Annotated in this window: 14 protein-coding genes; 3 read left to right on the top strand and 11 right to left on the bottom strand. The window is 74.1% G+C overall.

The window, feature by feature from the left end; translation table 11 throughout:
• Positions 1-91: 91 nt before the first annotated feature.
• From AB0D01_RS25750 to AB0D01_RS25740, 3 genes are all read right to left on the bottom strand, one after another.
• Complete coding sequence (locus tag AB0D01_RS25750; protein WP_363059137.1) at positions 92-1141, bottom strand: SCO0930 family lipoprotein; 1050 nt, start codon at positions 1139-1141, stop codon at positions 92-94.
• Between the two features lie 152 nt (positions 1142-1293).
• Positions 1294-2742 carry an NADH-ubiquinone oxidoreductase-F iron-sulfur binding region domain-containing protein gene (locus AB0D01_RS25745; RefSeq protein WP_363059135.1) on the bottom strand — a complete coding sequence of 483 codons (1449 nt, stop codon included), beginning with the start codon at positions 2740-2742 and terminating at the stop codon, positions 1294-1296.
• On the bottom strand, positions 2739-3803 hold the full coding sequence (locus AB0D01_RS25740) for a hypothetical protein (RefSeq protein ID WP_363059133.1): 1065 nt from the start codon (positions 3801-3803) through the stop codon (positions 2739-2741). Before AB0D01_RS25740 ends, AB0D01_RS25745 begins: the two co-directional genes overlap by 4 nt.
• A gap of 452 nt (positions 3804-4255) precedes the next feature.
• On the opposite strand from AB0D01_RS25740, the gene AB0D01_RS25735 reads away from it, so the two are divergent.
• Complete coding sequence (locus tag AB0D01_RS25735; RefSeq protein ID WP_363059131.1) at positions 4256-5533, top strand: helix-turn-helix domain-containing protein; 1278 nt, start codon at positions 4256-4258, stop codon at positions 5531-5533.
• A gap of 81 nt (positions 5534-5614) precedes the next feature.
• Here the strand turns inward: AB0D01_RS25735 and AB0D01_RS25730 are convergent, their stop codons facing one another.
• The 4 genes from AB0D01_RS25730 to AB0D01_RS25715 form a co-directional block, all read right to left on the bottom strand.
• Positions 5615-7021, bottom strand: coding sequence for a DUF1996 domain-containing protein (locus AB0D01_RS25730; RefSeq protein ID WP_363059129.1), 1407 nt, complete (start codon positions 7019-7021; stop codon positions 5615-5617).
• A 14-nt stretch (positions 7022-7035) separates the two neighbouring features.
• On the bottom strand, positions 7036-7779 hold the full coding sequence (locus AB0D01_RS25725; RefSeq protein ID WP_363059127.1) for a DUF4142 domain-containing protein: 744 nt from the start codon (positions 7777-7779) through the stop codon (positions 7036-7038).
• 280 nt (positions 7780-8059) lie between these two features.
• Positions 8060-8563 carry an aldehyde dehydrogenase family protein gene (locus AB0D01_RS25720; RefSeq protein WP_363059125.1) on the bottom strand — a complete coding sequence of 168 codons (504 nt, stop codon included), beginning with the start codon at positions 8561-8563 and terminating at the stop codon, positions 8060-8062.
• Positions 8564-8832: 269 nt separating this feature from the next.
• Positions 8833-9600 carry a DeoR/GlpR family DNA-binding transcription regulator gene (locus tag AB0D01_RS25715; protein ID WP_363059123.1) on the bottom strand — a complete coding sequence of 256 codons (768 nt, stop codon included), beginning with the start codon at positions 9598-9600 and terminating at the stop codon, positions 8833-8835.
• A 184-nt stretch (positions 9601-9784) separates the two neighbouring features.
• Here AB0D01_RS25715 and AB0D01_RS25710 point away from each other — a divergent pair, with 184 nt between their 5' ends.
• Positions 9785-11068, top strand: a complete 1284-nt coding sequence (locus tag AB0D01_RS25710) for an MFS transporter (protein WP_363059121.1) — start codon at positions 9785-9787, stop codon at positions 11066-11068.
• 11 nt (positions 11069-11079) lie between these two features.
• On the top strand, positions 11080-11679 hold the full coding sequence (locus AB0D01_RS25705) for an HAD family phosphatase (RefSeq protein ID WP_363059119.1): 600 nt from the start codon (positions 11080-11082) through the stop codon (positions 11677-11679).
• A gap of 76 nt (positions 11680-11755) precedes the next feature.
• Here AB0D01_RS25705 and AB0D01_RS25700 read toward each other — a convergent pair whose 3' ends face one another.
• The 4 genes from AB0D01_RS25700 to AB0D01_RS25685 form a co-directional block, all read right to left on the bottom strand.
• Positions 11756-12463 carry a 4'-phosphopantetheinyl transferase superfamily protein gene (locus AB0D01_RS25700; protein WP_363059117.1) on the bottom strand — a complete coding sequence of 236 codons (708 nt, stop codon included), beginning with the start codon at positions 12461-12463 and terminating at the stop codon, positions 11756-11758.
• A 60-nt stretch (positions 12464-12523) separates the two neighbouring features.
• Positions 12524-13930, bottom strand: a complete 1407-nt coding sequence (locus AB0D01_RS25695) for a cytochrome P450 (protein WP_363059115.1) — start codon at positions 13928-13930, stop codon at positions 12524-12526.
• A gap of 74 nt (positions 13931-14004) precedes the next feature.
• Positions 14005-14889, bottom strand: coding sequence for an SDR family NAD(P)-dependent oxidoreductase (locus AB0D01_RS25690; protein WP_363059113.1), 885 nt, complete (start codon positions 14887-14889; stop codon positions 14005-14007).
• A gap of 86 nt (positions 14890-14975) precedes the next feature.
• On the bottom strand, positions 14976-15413 hold the full coding sequence (locus AB0D01_RS25685) for an ester cyclase (protein WP_363059111.1): 438 nt from the start codon (positions 15411-15413) through the stop codon (positions 14976-14978).
• Positions 15414-15493 lie beyond the last annotated feature (80 nt).

Genomic DNA, 15493 nt, shown 5'->3' with positions numbered 1-15493 from the left:
GCACGTGTACCGGTCGTACTCGGTCTTTCGCCCGGTGCGGCGAGAGCGCGTGCCAGGCGTCGCGGGGCAGGCAGGAGTTTGACGACAGGCCCTAGGAGGCCTTCGCCTTTCCGCCCCGGTCCGTGACGGCGAACCACAGGCCCTGCTTGCCGTGGCCGGTGGTGTCACCGGGGCGCTGGTCGCCGGTGAACGAATAGACCGGCCAGCAGTCGATCGTCAACTGCTCCGAACCGTCCGGCCTTTTCACCGTACCGATCAATTCGGCCGCGACCCCGGAAACCATCGCCTTGTCGACCGGGGAGGCCGGCTTCCAGGTGTCGAGGCAGGAATCGAGGCAGCCGATTCTCATCGGCCAGGCGCTGTCCTTGTCGAAGCGGTAAAGCGTCCGGCCGGCGCCGTCCGCGACGATGGTGCCGAGCCGGGGATCCTTTCGGGTGGAAAGCCCCGCCGCGTTTCCGGAGTTCCCGGAGTTCCCGGAGTTCCCGGTGTTTCCGCCGTTTCCGGTGTTAGCGGTGTCTCCGTAGGCGCCGGTGTCCGGGGCCCCGGGGTCGGCGCCGCTGCCGGCGGAACCGGCGGGGGCCGCCGGCTTCCCGGTGGGCCCCAGCGCGTGCCAGGTGCCGCCGACGCCCTCACCGAGCGTGTCGCCCGCCTTGGTGTCCTTCGCGTACCGGTACACGGGCCAGCCGCCGAGCGTCAGCTGCTTCGAGCCGTCCGCCCGGGTGACCGAGCCCAACAGTCCCGCATCGATGCCGGCACCGGCGGTGACCTCGTCCGCCGACACCACGGGCCAGACCTTGGCGCAGTCGCCCTCGCAGGCGGAGGCGGGGGGCTTGGGCGTGTCCTTGTCGAACCGGTAGAGCGTGAACCCCTGACCGTCTGTGACCGTCGCGCCGAGGTTCGGGGCCTCCCGCACCTTCAGCTCGCCGGCCGGCCCGGCGGTCCCGGCCCCACCGGCCGGCGCGGCCGCGGCGTCGTTTCCGTACGCCGCGTCCGCGCCGGAGCCGTACAGCGAACCGAGCTGCTTTCCGGACCCCGCGGGCCGGACCGCGTCCGATTTCTCCGCGGGTCCGTCGGAGAGACCGCATCCGGCCGTCAGAATAAGTACCGCGACCGCCGAACCGGCGCATATCCCACGACGCAATTCCCGCACGATCTCTCCCTCGGGTCGGGTTCCACGAATTCCGTTGCCTTCGCCCATTCATACGGGCCCCGGCGGACCTCCGGCCCACATTCCCCGGAATTTGTCAGATCGCGACAGGAATGAACCCGGGACCGACGCCCGCCCGTACGCCGCTATTCCTGGATCCGCAGCGCGAGCGCCGGGCAACGCCGCACCGCACGCAGCGCCTTGGGCCGCAGCCGTCCGGGGACCGGCATGGACGCCTGGGCGGGGAAACCGTCCGCGTCCAGGCGCACCACGTCCGGCAGGACGTCCACGCACAGCCCGTGCCCCTTGCACAGCGTCCAGTCCACCACCAGCCGCTCCGGACTCTCGTCCCGCGGCAGCGGCAGCGCCCCGAGCACCCGCCGGCCGCAGCCGCTGCCCAGTGCGTGGTCGCGGAACTCGTCGGGGAACGCCGTCAGCGCCGAGGCCACGAAGTGCGAGGTGCCGTCGGGATGGCTGCACGCGCCCCGGCCCCGCACCGCCCGCATCCGGGCCTCCACCGCTTCGAGGGCCGCCCGACCCCCTCCGCGCACGGCGTCCTCCAGCACGTCGGCCAGTCCGGGCAGCCCCCGTACGCAGGGACCGCACTGGCCCGCGGACTCCTTCGCCATCCACCGGGTCACCCGGGCCACCTCGCCGGCCGGGCAGGTGTCCTCCGGCAGCGGCAGCACCGCCCCGGCCCCGAGCACCGCGCCGAAGGCGGCCAGGGACTGCCGGGACACCTCCGCGGACAGCGCCGCCCCCGGATCGAGCCACCTGCCGTGGTAGCCGCCGACCAACACCCCCTGCCCGGGACGGGTCCCGCACAGCTCCAGGATGTACGCCAGCGCGGCGCCCGTCGGGGTCTCGACCACCGTGGAGCCGGCCACCGTCAACATCACCGTGCCCGGCTCGGACGGCAGCCCGACCGAGCGGTAGCCCGCCGCTCCGAGCCGTGCTGCGACGGCGAGTTGGGCGTAGGTCTCGGTGTTCGACAACAGGGTGGGCACACCGCCCAGCCCCCGCTCGCTGGTGCGGACCTTCTGCCCGGACGGCAGGGCCGGGCCACCGTTGAGGCCGCCGACCAGCGCGGTCCCCTCCCCGGTCACGAACCGCTCCGGCAGGCGCACCACCCGCACCTGCCGGCCGCCCGGCCCGCGTTCGGCGACCGCCTCGCGCACCGACCGCTCCACGTCGGCCCGGGTCACGGCCACCACGACGTCCTCGGCCGCTATCGCGGACGCGGCCATCAGCGCCCCGTCGAGCACCAGGTGCGGGGCGTGCAGCAGCAGGGCGGTGTCCTTGAGGCAACTGGGCTCCCCCTCGCTGCCGTTGACGACCACCGCCGTCTGCCCGTCGCGTCCGCGCGCCGCCTGGGTGACGGCGCGCAGCTTGCGGGCGAAGGGGAAGCCCGCACCGCCGCGCCCCCGCAGGTCGATGTCGCCGGCCAGGGCGACCAGGTCGTCGGGGTGGTGGCGGGGGAGGGCGCCGTGGGCGGCCAGGTGCGCGGCGCGGTCGAGGCGGGGGGCCCGGTCGAGGCCGGCCAGCAGGCGCGGGGCGCCCACGCAGCCGAGGCCGGGGCGCGGGTCGTCGCTCACGCGGATCCCTCCCGGGCGGCGAACCGGTCGGCGGTACGCGGACCCGGTACGGCTCCGGGCCGCGGTCCGGCCAGGCCGCCGGGCCAGGGTGCGGGTGCGGGTGCGGGTGCGGGTGCGGGCGCGGGGCGCGGGGGAGGCGTGGCCGCCACCTCCACCAGGGGGGCTTCGGCGACCGGGTACGGGGCCGGTCGGGGGCCGCGCGCGGCGGCGCCGGCGGGGGAGGCGTAGGGGTCGTCCGGGGGGCCGGCCGGACGGGAGGAGGCGCGGGGCGCCGGTCGCGGTGTCGGCCGGGCGGGCCTGCGGCCCGTACGGTCGATCCCGTCGTCGGCGGCGCCGAGCCGGCGTGAGCGGATCCGCAGGGCCAGCACGCCGGCCACCCCCACCAGGCAGAACGCGTACGCCGCCGTGACCCAGGCGTCGGCGGGGCGGCCCGCCTTGAGGCCGTGCACCAGGCAGGCACCCCACGCCGGGTAGGCGCCGATGTGCAGGGCCCGCCACCACAGGGAGCGACTCTTCGTCGCGAAGACACTACGCACCGCACCGGAGATCGCGACGGACACGAAGAGATATCCGGCCACTGTGCCGAGGCCGATGACGACGGGCCGGTCCGGGTCGGTGAAGGGCACCGCCGCGGCCGTCGCCGAGGTCTGGGCCTGCGCGACCTTCACCCCTATGTGCAGGGCGAGGAAGCCCAGGCCCGACACGGCCAGCCCGCGGTGCACGCCCTGGGCCAACAACCGGTGTCCCGACCCGAGTACGACGCGGTCGGTGGCCGCCAGTCCCCACAGGACCGTCCCGGTGAGCGAGACGAGCGCGAGCACGCCCGCCCCGTAGTCGAGGAACTCCCACACCCGGTCGAGCGCGCCCGCGCGGGCCGCCACGAGCAGGGAGACCAGGGCCGCGGCGGCGGCGCAGAGCACGCTCGGCCGCAGCCTGCCGGCGGAGGGCAACAGGGAGGGCCGCCGGACGGCCCGTTTCCCGGCGGCGGGCGCGGCGGCCGCGTGCCGGCTCCCTCGTCGGGCTCGGTGCGAGCGGGGCATGTACGACTGGGACAGGGGCATCCAGATCTCCTGTGCACCCGGGCTCCGAGCACTCCACCTGGCGCTCGGCACCCGGGGGTTGAGGTCGATGGTGGCCGGCAGCGCTTGGATTCCCGCGCCGGCCGAGGGGCTCGGGGCCGGAGTGCAGCAGCATCGTGGAGGCACACGGCATCTCCACGGGATTTATCGAAACGTGATAATTTCTCGCGCGCCGTCTCCGGGCCGTCGGACAACGCCGGAAGATGCCCTTCCAGTGGGGGTTGTGACAGGCCACCGCGTCGCTCGCCGGCTACGCGCCGGTGACGGCAAAAACGAGGCAAAACCGCGGGACCGAAAGTGGCCGAATCCCTCCAGAAGAGGGTGAGGCGACTGCAACTCTCTTGGCACACAAGGTTGTTGGCGAGGCAGGCAACCTCGGTGGGCCCGTCGTGCTTTCGGCGGACAGGCCTCACCCCGGCAAGAACGAGGCAACGATGTGTGAACTTCTGAACCGCATCTGGTCCCGCCCCCGAGGCGAGTGGACCCGCGTCCTGCGCAGGGAAATCCCGGGACTGGCGGCCGAGATAGTGGAGGAGCTTCTGCATGGAATTCCCGGATTTTCCACACTTATCGATGACAACGATGCCACCGGCGACGAGCTCCTCAGACAGAGGGTGGAGGAGGCGCTGCTCACCGTGCTCGGCTATCGCGAGGAAGAGGTCCGGCACGACGGCCGGCAGGAGGGCGGGGACGAAGAGTCCCACGAGGGCGTGAGGCAGGAGCGGGCCTCGGCCCACACGGGTCCCCCCGGCGGCGCGCCCCCGACCTCCGCCGCCCCCGCGCACGTCCCGGTGGCCGCTTCCGTCCCCCCGCAGGTCCCGCCGCACCTCCCCGCCCCCGGGCAGGTCACGGTCGCCGCGCACGTGCCCGCGCCCGCCCCCGCGGACCGGGCGCACACCCCCGCCCCGGGCCCCGGCGACCGGGCCCGGCTCGACCTCTTCCGTGCCCTGACCGACGACCGGGCCGCGTCCGAGACCTCCCTCACGGAGCTGGCCGAGGCGGCCGGTTGGCCCCTGCCCGACCACGTACGGGCCGTCGCCCTCCTCACCCCCGGCGAGACGCAGCAACTGGCCGCGGTCCTCGACGACGCCCTGCCCGGCATGTTCGGCGGACGTCCCTGCCTGCTCCTGCCGAGCGCCGACCCCGACGACCGCGCCGCCCTGGAGGGCCCGCTGCGCGGTCGCTTCGCCACCGTCGGCCACGCCGTCCCGTTGCGGGACGCCGCCTCCTCGCTGCGCTGGGCGCTGCGCCTGCTGGCCCTGACCCCCTCCCGGGGCAGCCAGGACGCGCGGGCCGTCTTCGTCGACGACCACCTCTCCACCCTGCTGCTGCTCCAGGACGAGCCCCTGGCCCACGCGCTGGCGGCCCGCTGGCTGCGCCCGCTCGCCGACCTGACCCCCCGCCAGAGCGAACGCCTGGAGGTGACCCTGCTCGCCTGGCTGGAGGGCGGCGGTGCTCCGGAGGCCGCGAAGGCCCTGAGCGTGCACCCCCAGACCGTCCGCTACCGGATGCGGCAGCTGGAGAAGCTGTTCGGCCCCAACCTGCGCGACCCGCGCACCCGCTTCGAACTGGAGATGGCCCTGCGCACCCGGCGGTTGATGGCCCAGGTGCGGCGCCGGCACCCGCGCGTCGGCCGCCGGGCCGGCCGGGTCGTCACCGCCGACTTCACCGCTCCCCTGGTCGGCCGCATGGCCCGCGTCAACGGACTCTGATCCCCCCTCCACGCCCGCGGCCCGGCCCCGTCCTCGTGACGGGGCCGGGCCGCGGCGCCGTGGGGGCCGGCGCCGAGCGGGTCAGCGGCAGGTGCGACCGGAGTTGATGCAGTCCACCGCACGGGCCATCAGGCCGTCCGACATCACGTTGATGAAGTCGCCGTGGTCGGTGACCGGCTTGTGCAGTTGCTCGGGGAAGCTGTCCACGGCGATCCGCGCGCCGGGCGCGACCCCGTAGGTGATCTTCTGCACCAGCGCCGGCACGGCCGTGAAGCCCTTCTTGCAGCGGCCGTTGCCGTCCGGGAAGGCCATGTGCGTACGGTGGTTGGCGCTGTCGGTGTTGCGTCCGTCCCAGCAGCTCTGGAAGGTGAAGGTGCGCACCACGTCGCTGCCCTTCGGGCAGATCGGGTACTTGTCCTTGAGCTGGCGGTCCTCGAATCCGGTGCAGCTCCAGGAGGCGTTGGCGTTGGCCGTGCCGTTGGCGAAGGCCTTGGCGTCGCCGGTGATCACGCGCAGGAAGCGGGGCATGGCCTTGACCTGTCCCACGGGGCTGCCCTTGAAGGTGGTCGTCACCTGCTTCGGGCGCAGGATGGTGCCGACGTTGGCGTCCAGTCCGCCGCCGGGAGCGCGCGCGTCCCGCTCGTTCCTGCCGTCGCGCAGGCGCAGCACCGGCCAGTAGTAGGTGGACTGGTCGCCGTTGCGGCAGGTGGTGCCGGAGGCCGCGAGGCTGTCGTTGGTGGAGAAGGCGTCGGTGGACTTGTTGCCCACGTAGTCGTGCATGTGGTGCGCGCCGTTCGAGACGCCGGGCGCGACGATCACGTTGTCGGGGTTGAAGTGGCCGTTCTCGTTGCGGCCGCATTCGGAGCTGAAGGTGCCGGAGGTGGCGCCGCGCTGCGGGGACGGCGTACGGACGTTCGGTCGGACCTTGGTGATGTCCACGAAGTCGCTCCGCGCGGGCCCGCCCTTCCCGCCGAAGCCGCGGGCCGATGCCGCCGCGGCCCCCGCCCCCTGCTCCTCGGGGCTCTCCTCGGACGGGGCCTCCTTCATCTCGCACCCGCTCAGCGCGTCCAGTCCCTCGGAGCGCCCGCCGGAGCGGCCTATCGCCTCGGACACCCGCCCGATCGTCGCGCCGCGCTGCTGCCGCAACTCGCCCAGCAGCGCGTCGCGCCGCTTCTCCCCGCCGGCGAGCCGCCGGTAGGCGTCGGCGATCTGTACGTCGAGCTGCGCGAGGTTCTCGTCCACCTCGGCCCGGGCGCCGCCCGGCACGTCGGTCAGGCGGTCGCCGACGTCGGGGCAGTCGATGGTGGTCGTCACCCGCCCGGTGCGCGAGCCGTCCTGCCCGGCGGAGGCGTTGCCGGCGATGACGGCGACCGCGCCACCGCCGAGCGCCAGCGCCGAGACCACGGCCAGCAGCGCGCGGGGGATGCGGGGGCGGCGTTCGGGGCCCTGTCGACTCGGGTCCTGTCGCCTCTGGTCCTGTTGACTCATCGGATCACGTCACTTCACTTCGTCGGTCGGACGCGGGAGGGAGCCGAGGCCCCCTGCCGGTCGGGGGCGGGGGCGGAGTCGGAGAGCGCGTCGAAATCGACGAGTCCGCTCTCCTCCAGCACGGAGATGTGGTCCAGGACCGTGGCGTTGGCCGAGGTCGCGAGGGCCCGCACCATCGAGTTGCGCGTCTGCCCGCGGACCTGCGCCACGAGGGCGAAGACCTTGCCGTGGGCGCGGCGCAGCAACTGGATGAACAACCGCTCGTACTCGTTGCCCGGGGCCGCCCGGTCCATCTGCCCCAACCAGTCCTGCTGTTGGGGGGAAGGCTGGTCCGGGAGGTCCATGCCGAGGGCCTGGCCCACCTGGAGCACCTGCCGGTCCAGTTCGGTGTGGCCGTCGACCAGGTGGTCCCCGGCCGTACGGACCGAGGCGCGCGTACCGCGCTGCTGCGCCTGCCGCCCCGCGGGCAGTTCCCACAGTCCGGCGAGGCGCACCTTGCGCACGAAGTCCCGGTCGATGGCGGTCAGCGGCCCGTACGCCGTGCTCATGGTCCCGGCGCCGTCGTCGTCCGCGGCGGCGAGGGCGCCGGCCGGGGCCGCGCTCGCGCTCGCGGCGGACGCGCGTTCTCCGAAGCCGTTCACGGGGATCAGCAGCGCGACGAGTGTGACGGCGAGCGCGGCGATGACGAGACCGCTTCCGATCGTGTATCTGGTCGCCACCGAGATGCCGCCGCCGGATCGTCGCCGGAATGCCAGCACAGTGCCTCCTTGCTCCTGGGGCCGGGAGCTGCGGGACCGCGCGCGTCTTCGCGCCGGGCGGTCGCCCGCACTCCTGAGGTGCCACGGGACGCTAGTGCCCGTTGTGGCACCGCCAGGGAAGGACCATCACCATCGGACAAACATCCGGGCCGACTCCCGGGATCCTGCTATGGTGCCGCGTCGGCGGACGGGCGGAATCCGCCCGACCGCCGAGGCGATCACGGGTGCCGACGGCCCCGCCGTCGGCGTGCCGCGCGGTGCCCCGCCCGGGGAGGCCGGCTCAGCCTCGGGGACCGCGGACGTTCAGGACCTTCGGGCGGGTGTAGGCGAGCAGGCCCAGGTAGCCGTACTCCACGCCGACCCCGGAGCTCTTCGCCCCGCCGAAGGGGACGTCGTGGCGCAGGTCGCCGTGGGTGTTGATCCAGACCGTGCCGCAGTCGAGCCGCCCGGCGAGGGCGCGCGCCGACGCCTCGTCACCCCACAGGGAGGCGCCGAGGCCGAACTCGGTGGCGTCGGCGCGTGCGAGGGCCTCCTCGACTTCGGTGTACCCGATCACCGGGATGACCGGACCGAACTGTTCCTCCACCTCCAGGGCGGTGCCGGGCGGCAGGTCGGTGACCACGGTGGGCGGGTGGAAGTGCCCGGGGCCCTCGGGGACCGAGCCGCCGGTGAGGACGGTGGCGCCCGCCGCCGCGGCCGCGTCGACCAGGGCGGCCACCCGGTCGCGCTGGGGCCGGCTGATCAACGGCCCGAAGTGGGTGGCGGGGTCGGACCCGTCGCCCACCACCGCCTGCTCGGCGAGTTCCGCCAGTCGCTCCGCCAGGCGCGCGCAGCCCTTCCGGGACGTAGATCCGTTCGACCGCAGCGCAGAACTGGCCGCAGTTGGCGAGCGCCGCGCCGAACAGGGCGGTCGCGATGGCGTCCACGTCGGCTCCCGGGAGGACGATCGCCGGGTCGTTCCCGCCGAGTTCGAGGACGACGAGGACTCCGCCGCCGACTCGCGTGACCGTCGGCGCCTGAGCCACCTTCACGCCCCCACCGACTCCGAGGTGTTCAGTCCTCCACCGGATGGACCACCTCGACCCCCCGGTCGCGCAGCGCCTCGACCGCGGGGGAGTCGGCGGGGGCGTCCGTCACGACCAGGGTGATCTCCTCCATGGAGCAGATGCGGCCCAGTGCCGTCCGGCCGATCTTGTCGGCGGTCGCGACGAGGATCACGCGCTGCGCCGAGGCGACCGCCGCCCGCTTCACCTCGACGTCGTCGAGGTCGTAGGCGGTCGCGCCCTGCACGGGGTCGACGCCGCAGCAGCCCAGGACGAACGTGTCGAAGCACAGGTCCTCGAAGGTCCGCACGGGGGTGTGGCCGTGGAAGGACAGCTCCTCGGGGCGCACCTGCCCGCCCGGCATCACCAGGCGCACGCCCGGGTGCGCGGACAGGGCGAACGCCGCGTGCAGCGAGAGCGGTGCGACGGTGAACCGGCGGTCCGCCATGGCCTTCGCGACGGCCACGGCGGTGGTGCCCGTGTCCAGCGCGACGGTCTCCCCGTCGGTGAGGAGCGCGACGGCGGCCCGCGCGAGGCGCTCCTTGGCGTGCGATCCGGACAGGGCCCGGATCGCGTAGGGGGGCTCCAGGCCGCCGGGCAGGTTGCTCACGGCCCCGCCGCGCACCCGGCGCAGGGCTCCCCGGGACTCCAGTACCTCCAGGTCCCGCCGGATGGTCATCTCGGACGCCCCGGTGGCCTCGGCCAGCTCGGCCACCGTCGCGCGGTTCTGCCGCATGAGCAGTTCCACGACGAACTTGTGCCTCTCCATCACGTTCATGTGTCTGCTTTTAGCACAGATGGTGGCGACGAACTCGCGTGATGTGCGTTCCGCACAAGTCCGATGTTGAAACGAACATCCACGATGCGTACTGTGGGCGAGGCGGTGTGAATATCGGACCGCTATGAACGCTCGATGTGTTCATTCCGTCGTGATCGATGACATGAGAGTGTGGGGGAGGGCCATGACCGCCACCCGTGGGACCGACCCGACGCAAGAGGGCGGGCCGCTCCTCACCACCACGGCGATCGTCGCCTCGTGCGGGGCGTTCGTCGCGATCGGCGCCCTCCAGGCGCTCTACGGCCCGGCCATCCCGGCCCTGCGCGAGGCGTACGGCATCGGCCCGGCGACGGCCGGCCTGAGCCTCAGCGCGCACTTCGTCGGCGCCCTCCTCGGGGTGCTGGCCTACCACCTCCTGCGGGGTCGCCTGGACAACCGGACCCTGCTCGGCGGCTCCTACGTCCTCATGGCCGCCGGCGCCGCCGCCTTCGCCCTCTCCCCGAGCTGGACCCCCGCCCTCGCCGGCGCTTTCGTCACCGGCCTGGGCTTCGGCGGCGTCGACTACGGCCTCAACCGGCTCTTCGCCATCGGGTTCGGGCCCCGTCGCGGCGCCGCCATGCTCAACCTGCTGAACGGGCACTTCGGCATCGGCGCGATCGTCGGCCCCGCCCTCGTCGGCCGGCTCGGGGCCCAGAGCCTCCCCTGGATCTTCCTCGGCGCCGGGGCGATCGGCCTGCTGGTCCTGCCCACCCTCGGCGGGGTGGCCGCGAGGGAACCCGCACCCGCCGCCCCCGCGGACGGCGCACCGCCGGGCGGCGCCCGGGTCCTGCCGGTCATCGCGGCGTTCATCGGCGTCTACGTCCTGCACGTCGCCATCGAGACCGGCGTCGGCGGCTGGGAGCCCACCCACCTCGAAGCCGCCGGCTACGGCGCCGCCACCGCCGCCACCGCGACCTCCGCCTACTGGGCCGCCCTGACCCTCGGCCGCTTCGTCGCCGCGCCGCTGAGCCTGCGCCGGTCCGCCCCGTCGATCCTCCTCGTCTGCTGCGTCGGCATGGCGGGCTTCCTCCTCCTGGCCACCGTCCCGGCGCTCGCCCCGTACGCGTACCTCGGCGTCGGCCTCGCGATCGCGCCGATCTTCCCGACCTGCCTGCCCTGGCTGAACCGCGCCGTACCCGGCGTGGGCGCAGCCGGCGCCTACGTCATCGCCGCCTCGATGATCGGCGGCGTGGCGTTCCCACCCCTGCTGGGCGCCCTCATCGGCGCGACGCACGTCCGGGCGCTGCCCCTGGTGCTGTTCCTGCTCGCCGTCGCCTGCGGCGCACTCGGCCTGTGGCTGCGCCGGCGCGCCCCCGACCGTGCCGGCGCGCCCGATCCCGTCGGCGCGCCCGATCCCGTCGGAGCCCCCGACCTGCGCCCGGCCGGGCGCGCGGACGCCGTCACCCCACCCCGAACCCACCCCACGTGAGGAACCCGCCCATGAAAGCCGTCCTCTTCGACCTGTTCGGCGTCATCGCGCACGTGCAGTCACCCGAGGCCAGGACCGCCCTGGAACGCGCGGCCGGCATCGACCCCGAACGCTTCCGCGCGGCGTACTGGTCGCACCGACCCCCCTACGACCGGGGTGAGGTCACGGCCGCCGCCTACTGGCAGGCCGTCTGCGCCCCCTCGGGCCCCCCTCTCGACCGGGCGCGCACCGAGGAACTGATCGCCACCGACCTCGCCGGCTGGAGCGGGACGGACCGGCGCATGGTGGACCTGCTCGGCGGCCTCGCGGACCGGGGCGTCGTCCTCGGCCTCCTCTCCAACATCCCCGAGGAGCTGGCCGCCCACTACGAGAGCACCCACCCCTGGCTGGAGCTGTTCGCGGTCCGCGGCCTGTCCTGCCGGATCGGCAGCGCCAAGCCCGAGCCCGCCGCCTACCTGTGGTGCGTGCGCGCGCTCGGACTGCCGCCCGAGGAGATCCTGTTCGTCGACGACCGGCCCGAGAACGTCCGCGCGGCCCGCCGACTCGGGCTGCGCGGGCACGTGTTCACCTCGCCGGAGGACCTGCGGACCGTCCTGGAACGGACGGGGTGAGCGCGGCCCGCCCCGGAGACGGCCGCCCCGGAGACGGGCCGCCCCGGACACGGCCCGCCCGGACGCGCCGGCGCCGTCACGACGGGCCGGTGCCGGGGCGGGCCCCCTCCGCGCGCCCCGGCCGGGCGGCGGGCACGGTCACGGCCGTCAGCAGGAGGCCGTCCTCGACCAGCCAGCGCCCCGCGAGCCGGTCGACCGTACGCCCGCCCACCCGGGGCGCGGGGACCATGACCCGCGCCTCGAACCGCCCGCCCTCCGGGGCGGCCTCGATCAGGGCGTCCTGGAAGCTCAACTCCTGCCGGGACAAGGGGAAGAAGGCCTTGAACACGGCCTCCTTCGCGCTGAACAGCAGCCGGTCCCAGCACACCCCGGAACCGCCGCGCGGGCCCGCGTCCGCCCAGCGCCGCTCCTCGGGCCGGGAGACGAGCTCGATCACCCCCGGCGACAAGGGCTCGTTGACCTCCGCGTCGATCCCCACGGACACCAGGTCGGCCGTGCGCGCGACGGCCGCGGCGCAGTACCCGGGGCAGTGGGTGATGCTGCCGACCACGCCCGGCGGCCAGCGCGGGTCGCCGTCACGGGTGCGCAGCAGCGGATCGCGGGGCAGGCCGAGCCCGACCAGGGCCCGCCGGGCGCACTCCCGGCCCGAACCGAACTCGCGCCGCCGCTTGGGCACCGCCCGGACCAACAGGGCCTCCTCCGCCGGGAGGAGCCCCTCCGCGCCCGGCCCGGCGCCGCGCGTCTCGGCCGATCGGACCGGGGCGGGCAGCAGCCGCTCGATCACCGGCCGCCCCCGGCCCGGCGCCCGACCCGGCCCCCGACCCCGCCGCCGTCCCCGCGGGGGTCAGGCACCGCCCACCCCGCTCACGGCCGCCTTCCGGGTACGGCGCGGGGCCGTCCTCGGCACCGGCAGGGCCAGCACCTCCGTCGTCGGACGCAGCGAGATGGAGGAGTCCCCGTAGCGCAGGAAGTTCCCGGGCACGAGGGAGAGCCGGAACCGCTGGTTGATCATCGCGACCATCATCCGCAGCTCCATCAGCGCCATCAGGTTGCCGATGCACATGCGGGCCCCCGCGCCGAACGGGATGTACGCCATCCGCGGCCGGGACTTGATCGCCTCCGGGGTGAACCGCTGCGGGTCGAAGGCCTCGGGGTTGTCCCAGTAGCGCGGGTTGCGGTGCGAGGCGAGCGGGGAGAGCAGCACCGAGGACTTCGCCGGGATGTGGAAGCCGCCGAGCTCGTCGGCCTCCACCGTGTCCCTCGGGTAGATCCAGATCGGCGGGTAGAGCCGCAGCGCCTCGTCGACCACCTTGCTCGTGAAGGGCAGGGACTCCAGGTCGGCCGGGTCGGGGATCCGGCCGCCGAGGGCCTGCTCCAGCTCGGCGTCCAGCTCCTCCTGCACCGAGGGGTTCAGCAGGACGGACACCAGCGTCCAGCACAGGGCCACGGCGGTGGTCTCGTGCCCGGCGAGGTAGAGGGTCAGCAGCTCGTCGCGCACCTGGTCGTCGGTCCAGCTCTCGCCGGTGACCGGGTCCTTCGCCGCCTCGATGAGGGCCATCAGGGCGCCCTGACCGGTGTCGGCGTGCTGCCGGCGGATGTCCTCGACCAGCCGCGTGAAGACCGCGCGGTCCCGCTTGATGAGCCGGTTGCGCTTCGTCGGCACCCAGGACGGCAGCATCTCGGAGAGGGTGCCGTGCTTGAACATCACCTCGATCACGTTGTCCACGACGTCTTTGAGGACCGGCGCCTCGGGCCGCACGTCGTAGCCGAACAGCGAACGGCTGAGGGTGACCAGGGTGAGCCGCAGGGTCTCGGTGACCAGGTCCACCGGCTCGCCCCGGCGGGCCTTCTCCTCCCAGACGTCCAACATCTCCTGCGTGGCCTGCACCACGTTGGGCCCGATCGCGGCGACCGCCCCGCGCAGGAACACCGGCTGCATCGCGCGCCGGTGCGAACGCCAGAACGCGCCGTCGGTGGTCAGCAGGCCGTCGCCCATCACGGTGCGGAACTGCTCGTACAGCGTGCCGCGGACGTAGTTGGCGCTGTTGTCCTTCAACACCCGCCCCACGGCGTCGGGTTCGGTCACCAGGTGCATCGTCACCGGCCCGAGCCGCACCCGGCTGACCTCGCCGTGGTCGCGCTGGGTCTGCAGGAGGAACTCGGCGGTGCGGGCCTTCCACTGCGGCAGACTGCCCAGCAGCGGTATCCCGCGCGGGCCCGGGGCCCGTCGTCCTTCGGTCGCGGTCGTCATGGTCGTGCCTCTCTCGGATGCGGTGCGATGGCGGGCGGGGCCGGGCGGGGCCACGGGCCCACGGGCGTACGGGCCTACGGGACCGGGAACTGGCGGCGGATGTAGGCGTTGTCGAACACGGAGTCCGGGGCCAGCCGGCGCAGCGCCAGGGTGCTCGCCGCCAGGAACCCGACCGGGTAACGGGCCTTGGGACGCCGGGACAGCGCCGCCCGCTCGATCGCCCGGGCGACGTCGTCCGCCTCGACGGCGAAGGTTCCCGCGAGCGTGCGCCGGCCCCGGTCGTAGACGGCGGCGTAGTACTCGGCCGTCCGCCGGTGGAAGCGGCGGTAGGCCGGGTGACCCTCGCCCTCGCCGGCCAGGTGGGAGACGAACGTGTCGGCCCAGGCGGTGCGCACCGGCCCCGGCTCGACCAGGCTGACGCGGATGCCGAAGCCGGCCACCTCCAGGCGCAGCGCGTCGCTGAGCCCTTCGAGGGCGTGCTTGCTGGCGTGGTAGAAACCTCCGCCGGGGGCGGCGTAACGTCCGAAGATCGACGAGACGTTGACCACCGAGCCGCCGCCGCGCTCGCGCATGCCGGGCAGGACCAGCTGGGTCAGGCCGACCACGCCGAAGACGTTGGTCTCGAACTGCGCGCGGACCCGGTCCAGTCCGGTCTCCTCGAACGTGCCGGCCAGACCGAAGCCCGCGTTGTTGACCAGGACGTCCACCCCGCCGGCCGCCCGCGCGACCGCTTCCACGGCCGCCTTCGCCGAGTCGGGGTCGGTCACGTCGAGCGCGAGGACGTCCATGCCCTCGGCGGCCAGGTCGTCCAGCGCCTCCGGACGCCGGGCGGTGGCCCAGACCCGCAGGCCGGCCGCCCGCAGACGGATCGCGGTGGCCCGACCGATCCCGGAGGAACATCCCGTGACGAGTGCGTTGCGCGGTACCGGCACGTCTTCCACTTCCTTCTCCGATTCCAAGGTGGATTCCCTCCCGCCCCGAGCGGCCGGCGGTCCGGGGAGCGCCCCCCCAGGCCGCCGGCCGCCGCGGGCCGCCCGGCGCTCGATCAGCCGAAGGCGCCCAGCTGCTTGGCGAGGTCGAAGCCGTCCATGGAGAACCAGCTCTCGACGATCACCCCGTCGGCGAACTCGTCGATGACGATCCCGGGAATGGCGAACGACCGTCCCGCGGCCGGGATCCCGTGGTAGTCCTCACCGGTGTGGGTGCCGCGCGCCGTGAACCGGCTGACGACCTTCTCGCCCTCGATGATCCAGTCGTCCACGGTGACCTTCAGGTCAGGGAAGGAGGCGCGCTGGATCCGCACCCACTCCTTCAGGTGCTCGACGCCCTCCTTGCCGTTCTCCGCCGTCCCGTGGCTGATGTGGGCGTCGGTCGCGCCCTCGTAGATGACGTCCAGGTTGCCCTTGTTCAGGCACTCCTCGTAGTAGCGCTCCAGGGTGCGCCGGTTGGCGGCCGCGGTCGGGTTCGTGTTCGTTTCGGTCATTTCCTCATCCCTTCGAAGGGCCGCGGGGCGTATCCCCGCGGCGTGGTGCGTGAGGTCCGGTCGGTCGGTCGTTCGGTCGG

Source organism: Streptomyces sp. NPDC048606 (assembly GCF_040650855.1).
In the GTDB taxonomy this organism is placed as follows: domain Bacteria; phylum Actinomycetota; class Actinomycetes; order Streptomycetales; family Streptomycetaceae; genus Streptomyces.
This window is presented reverse-complemented; position numbering and strand designations above follow the sequence as displayed.

Bases quoted from the DNA above. Each gene is read 5' to 3' on its own strand.
- AB0D01_RS25740 (WP_363059133.1), bottom strand. From the start codon at position 3,803: ATGCCCCTGTCCCAGTCGTACATGCCCCGCTCGCACCGAGCCCGACGA.
- AB0D01_RS25715 (WP_363059123.1), bottom strand. From the start codon at position 9,600: ATGAACGTGATGGAGAGGCACAAGTTCGTCGTGGAACTGCTCATGCGG.
- AB0D01_RS25730 (WP_363059129.1), bottom strand. From the start codon at position 7,021: ATGAGTCAACAGGACCAGAGGCGACAGGACCCGAGTCGACAGGGCCCC.
- AB0D01_RS25685 (WP_363059111.1), bottom strand. From the start codon at position 15,413: ATGACCGAAACGAACACGAACCCGACCGCGGCCGCCAACCGGCGCACC.
- AB0D01_RS25710 (WP_363059121.1), top strand. From the start codon at position 9,785: ATGACCGCCACCCGTGGGACCGACCCGACGCAAGAGGGCGGGCCGCTC.
- AB0D01_RS25735 (WP_363059131.1), top strand. From the start codon at position 4,256: ATGTGTGAACTTCTGAACCGCATCTGGTCCCGCCCCCGAGGCGAGTGG.
- AB0D01_RS25695 (WP_363059115.1), bottom strand. From the start codon at position 13,930: ATGACGACCGCGACCGAAGGACGACGGGCCCCGGGCCCGCGCGGGATA.
- AB0D01_RS25705 (WP_363059119.1), top strand. From the start codon at position 11,080: ATGAAAGCCGTCCTCTTCGACCTGTTCGGCGTCATCGCGCACGTGCAG.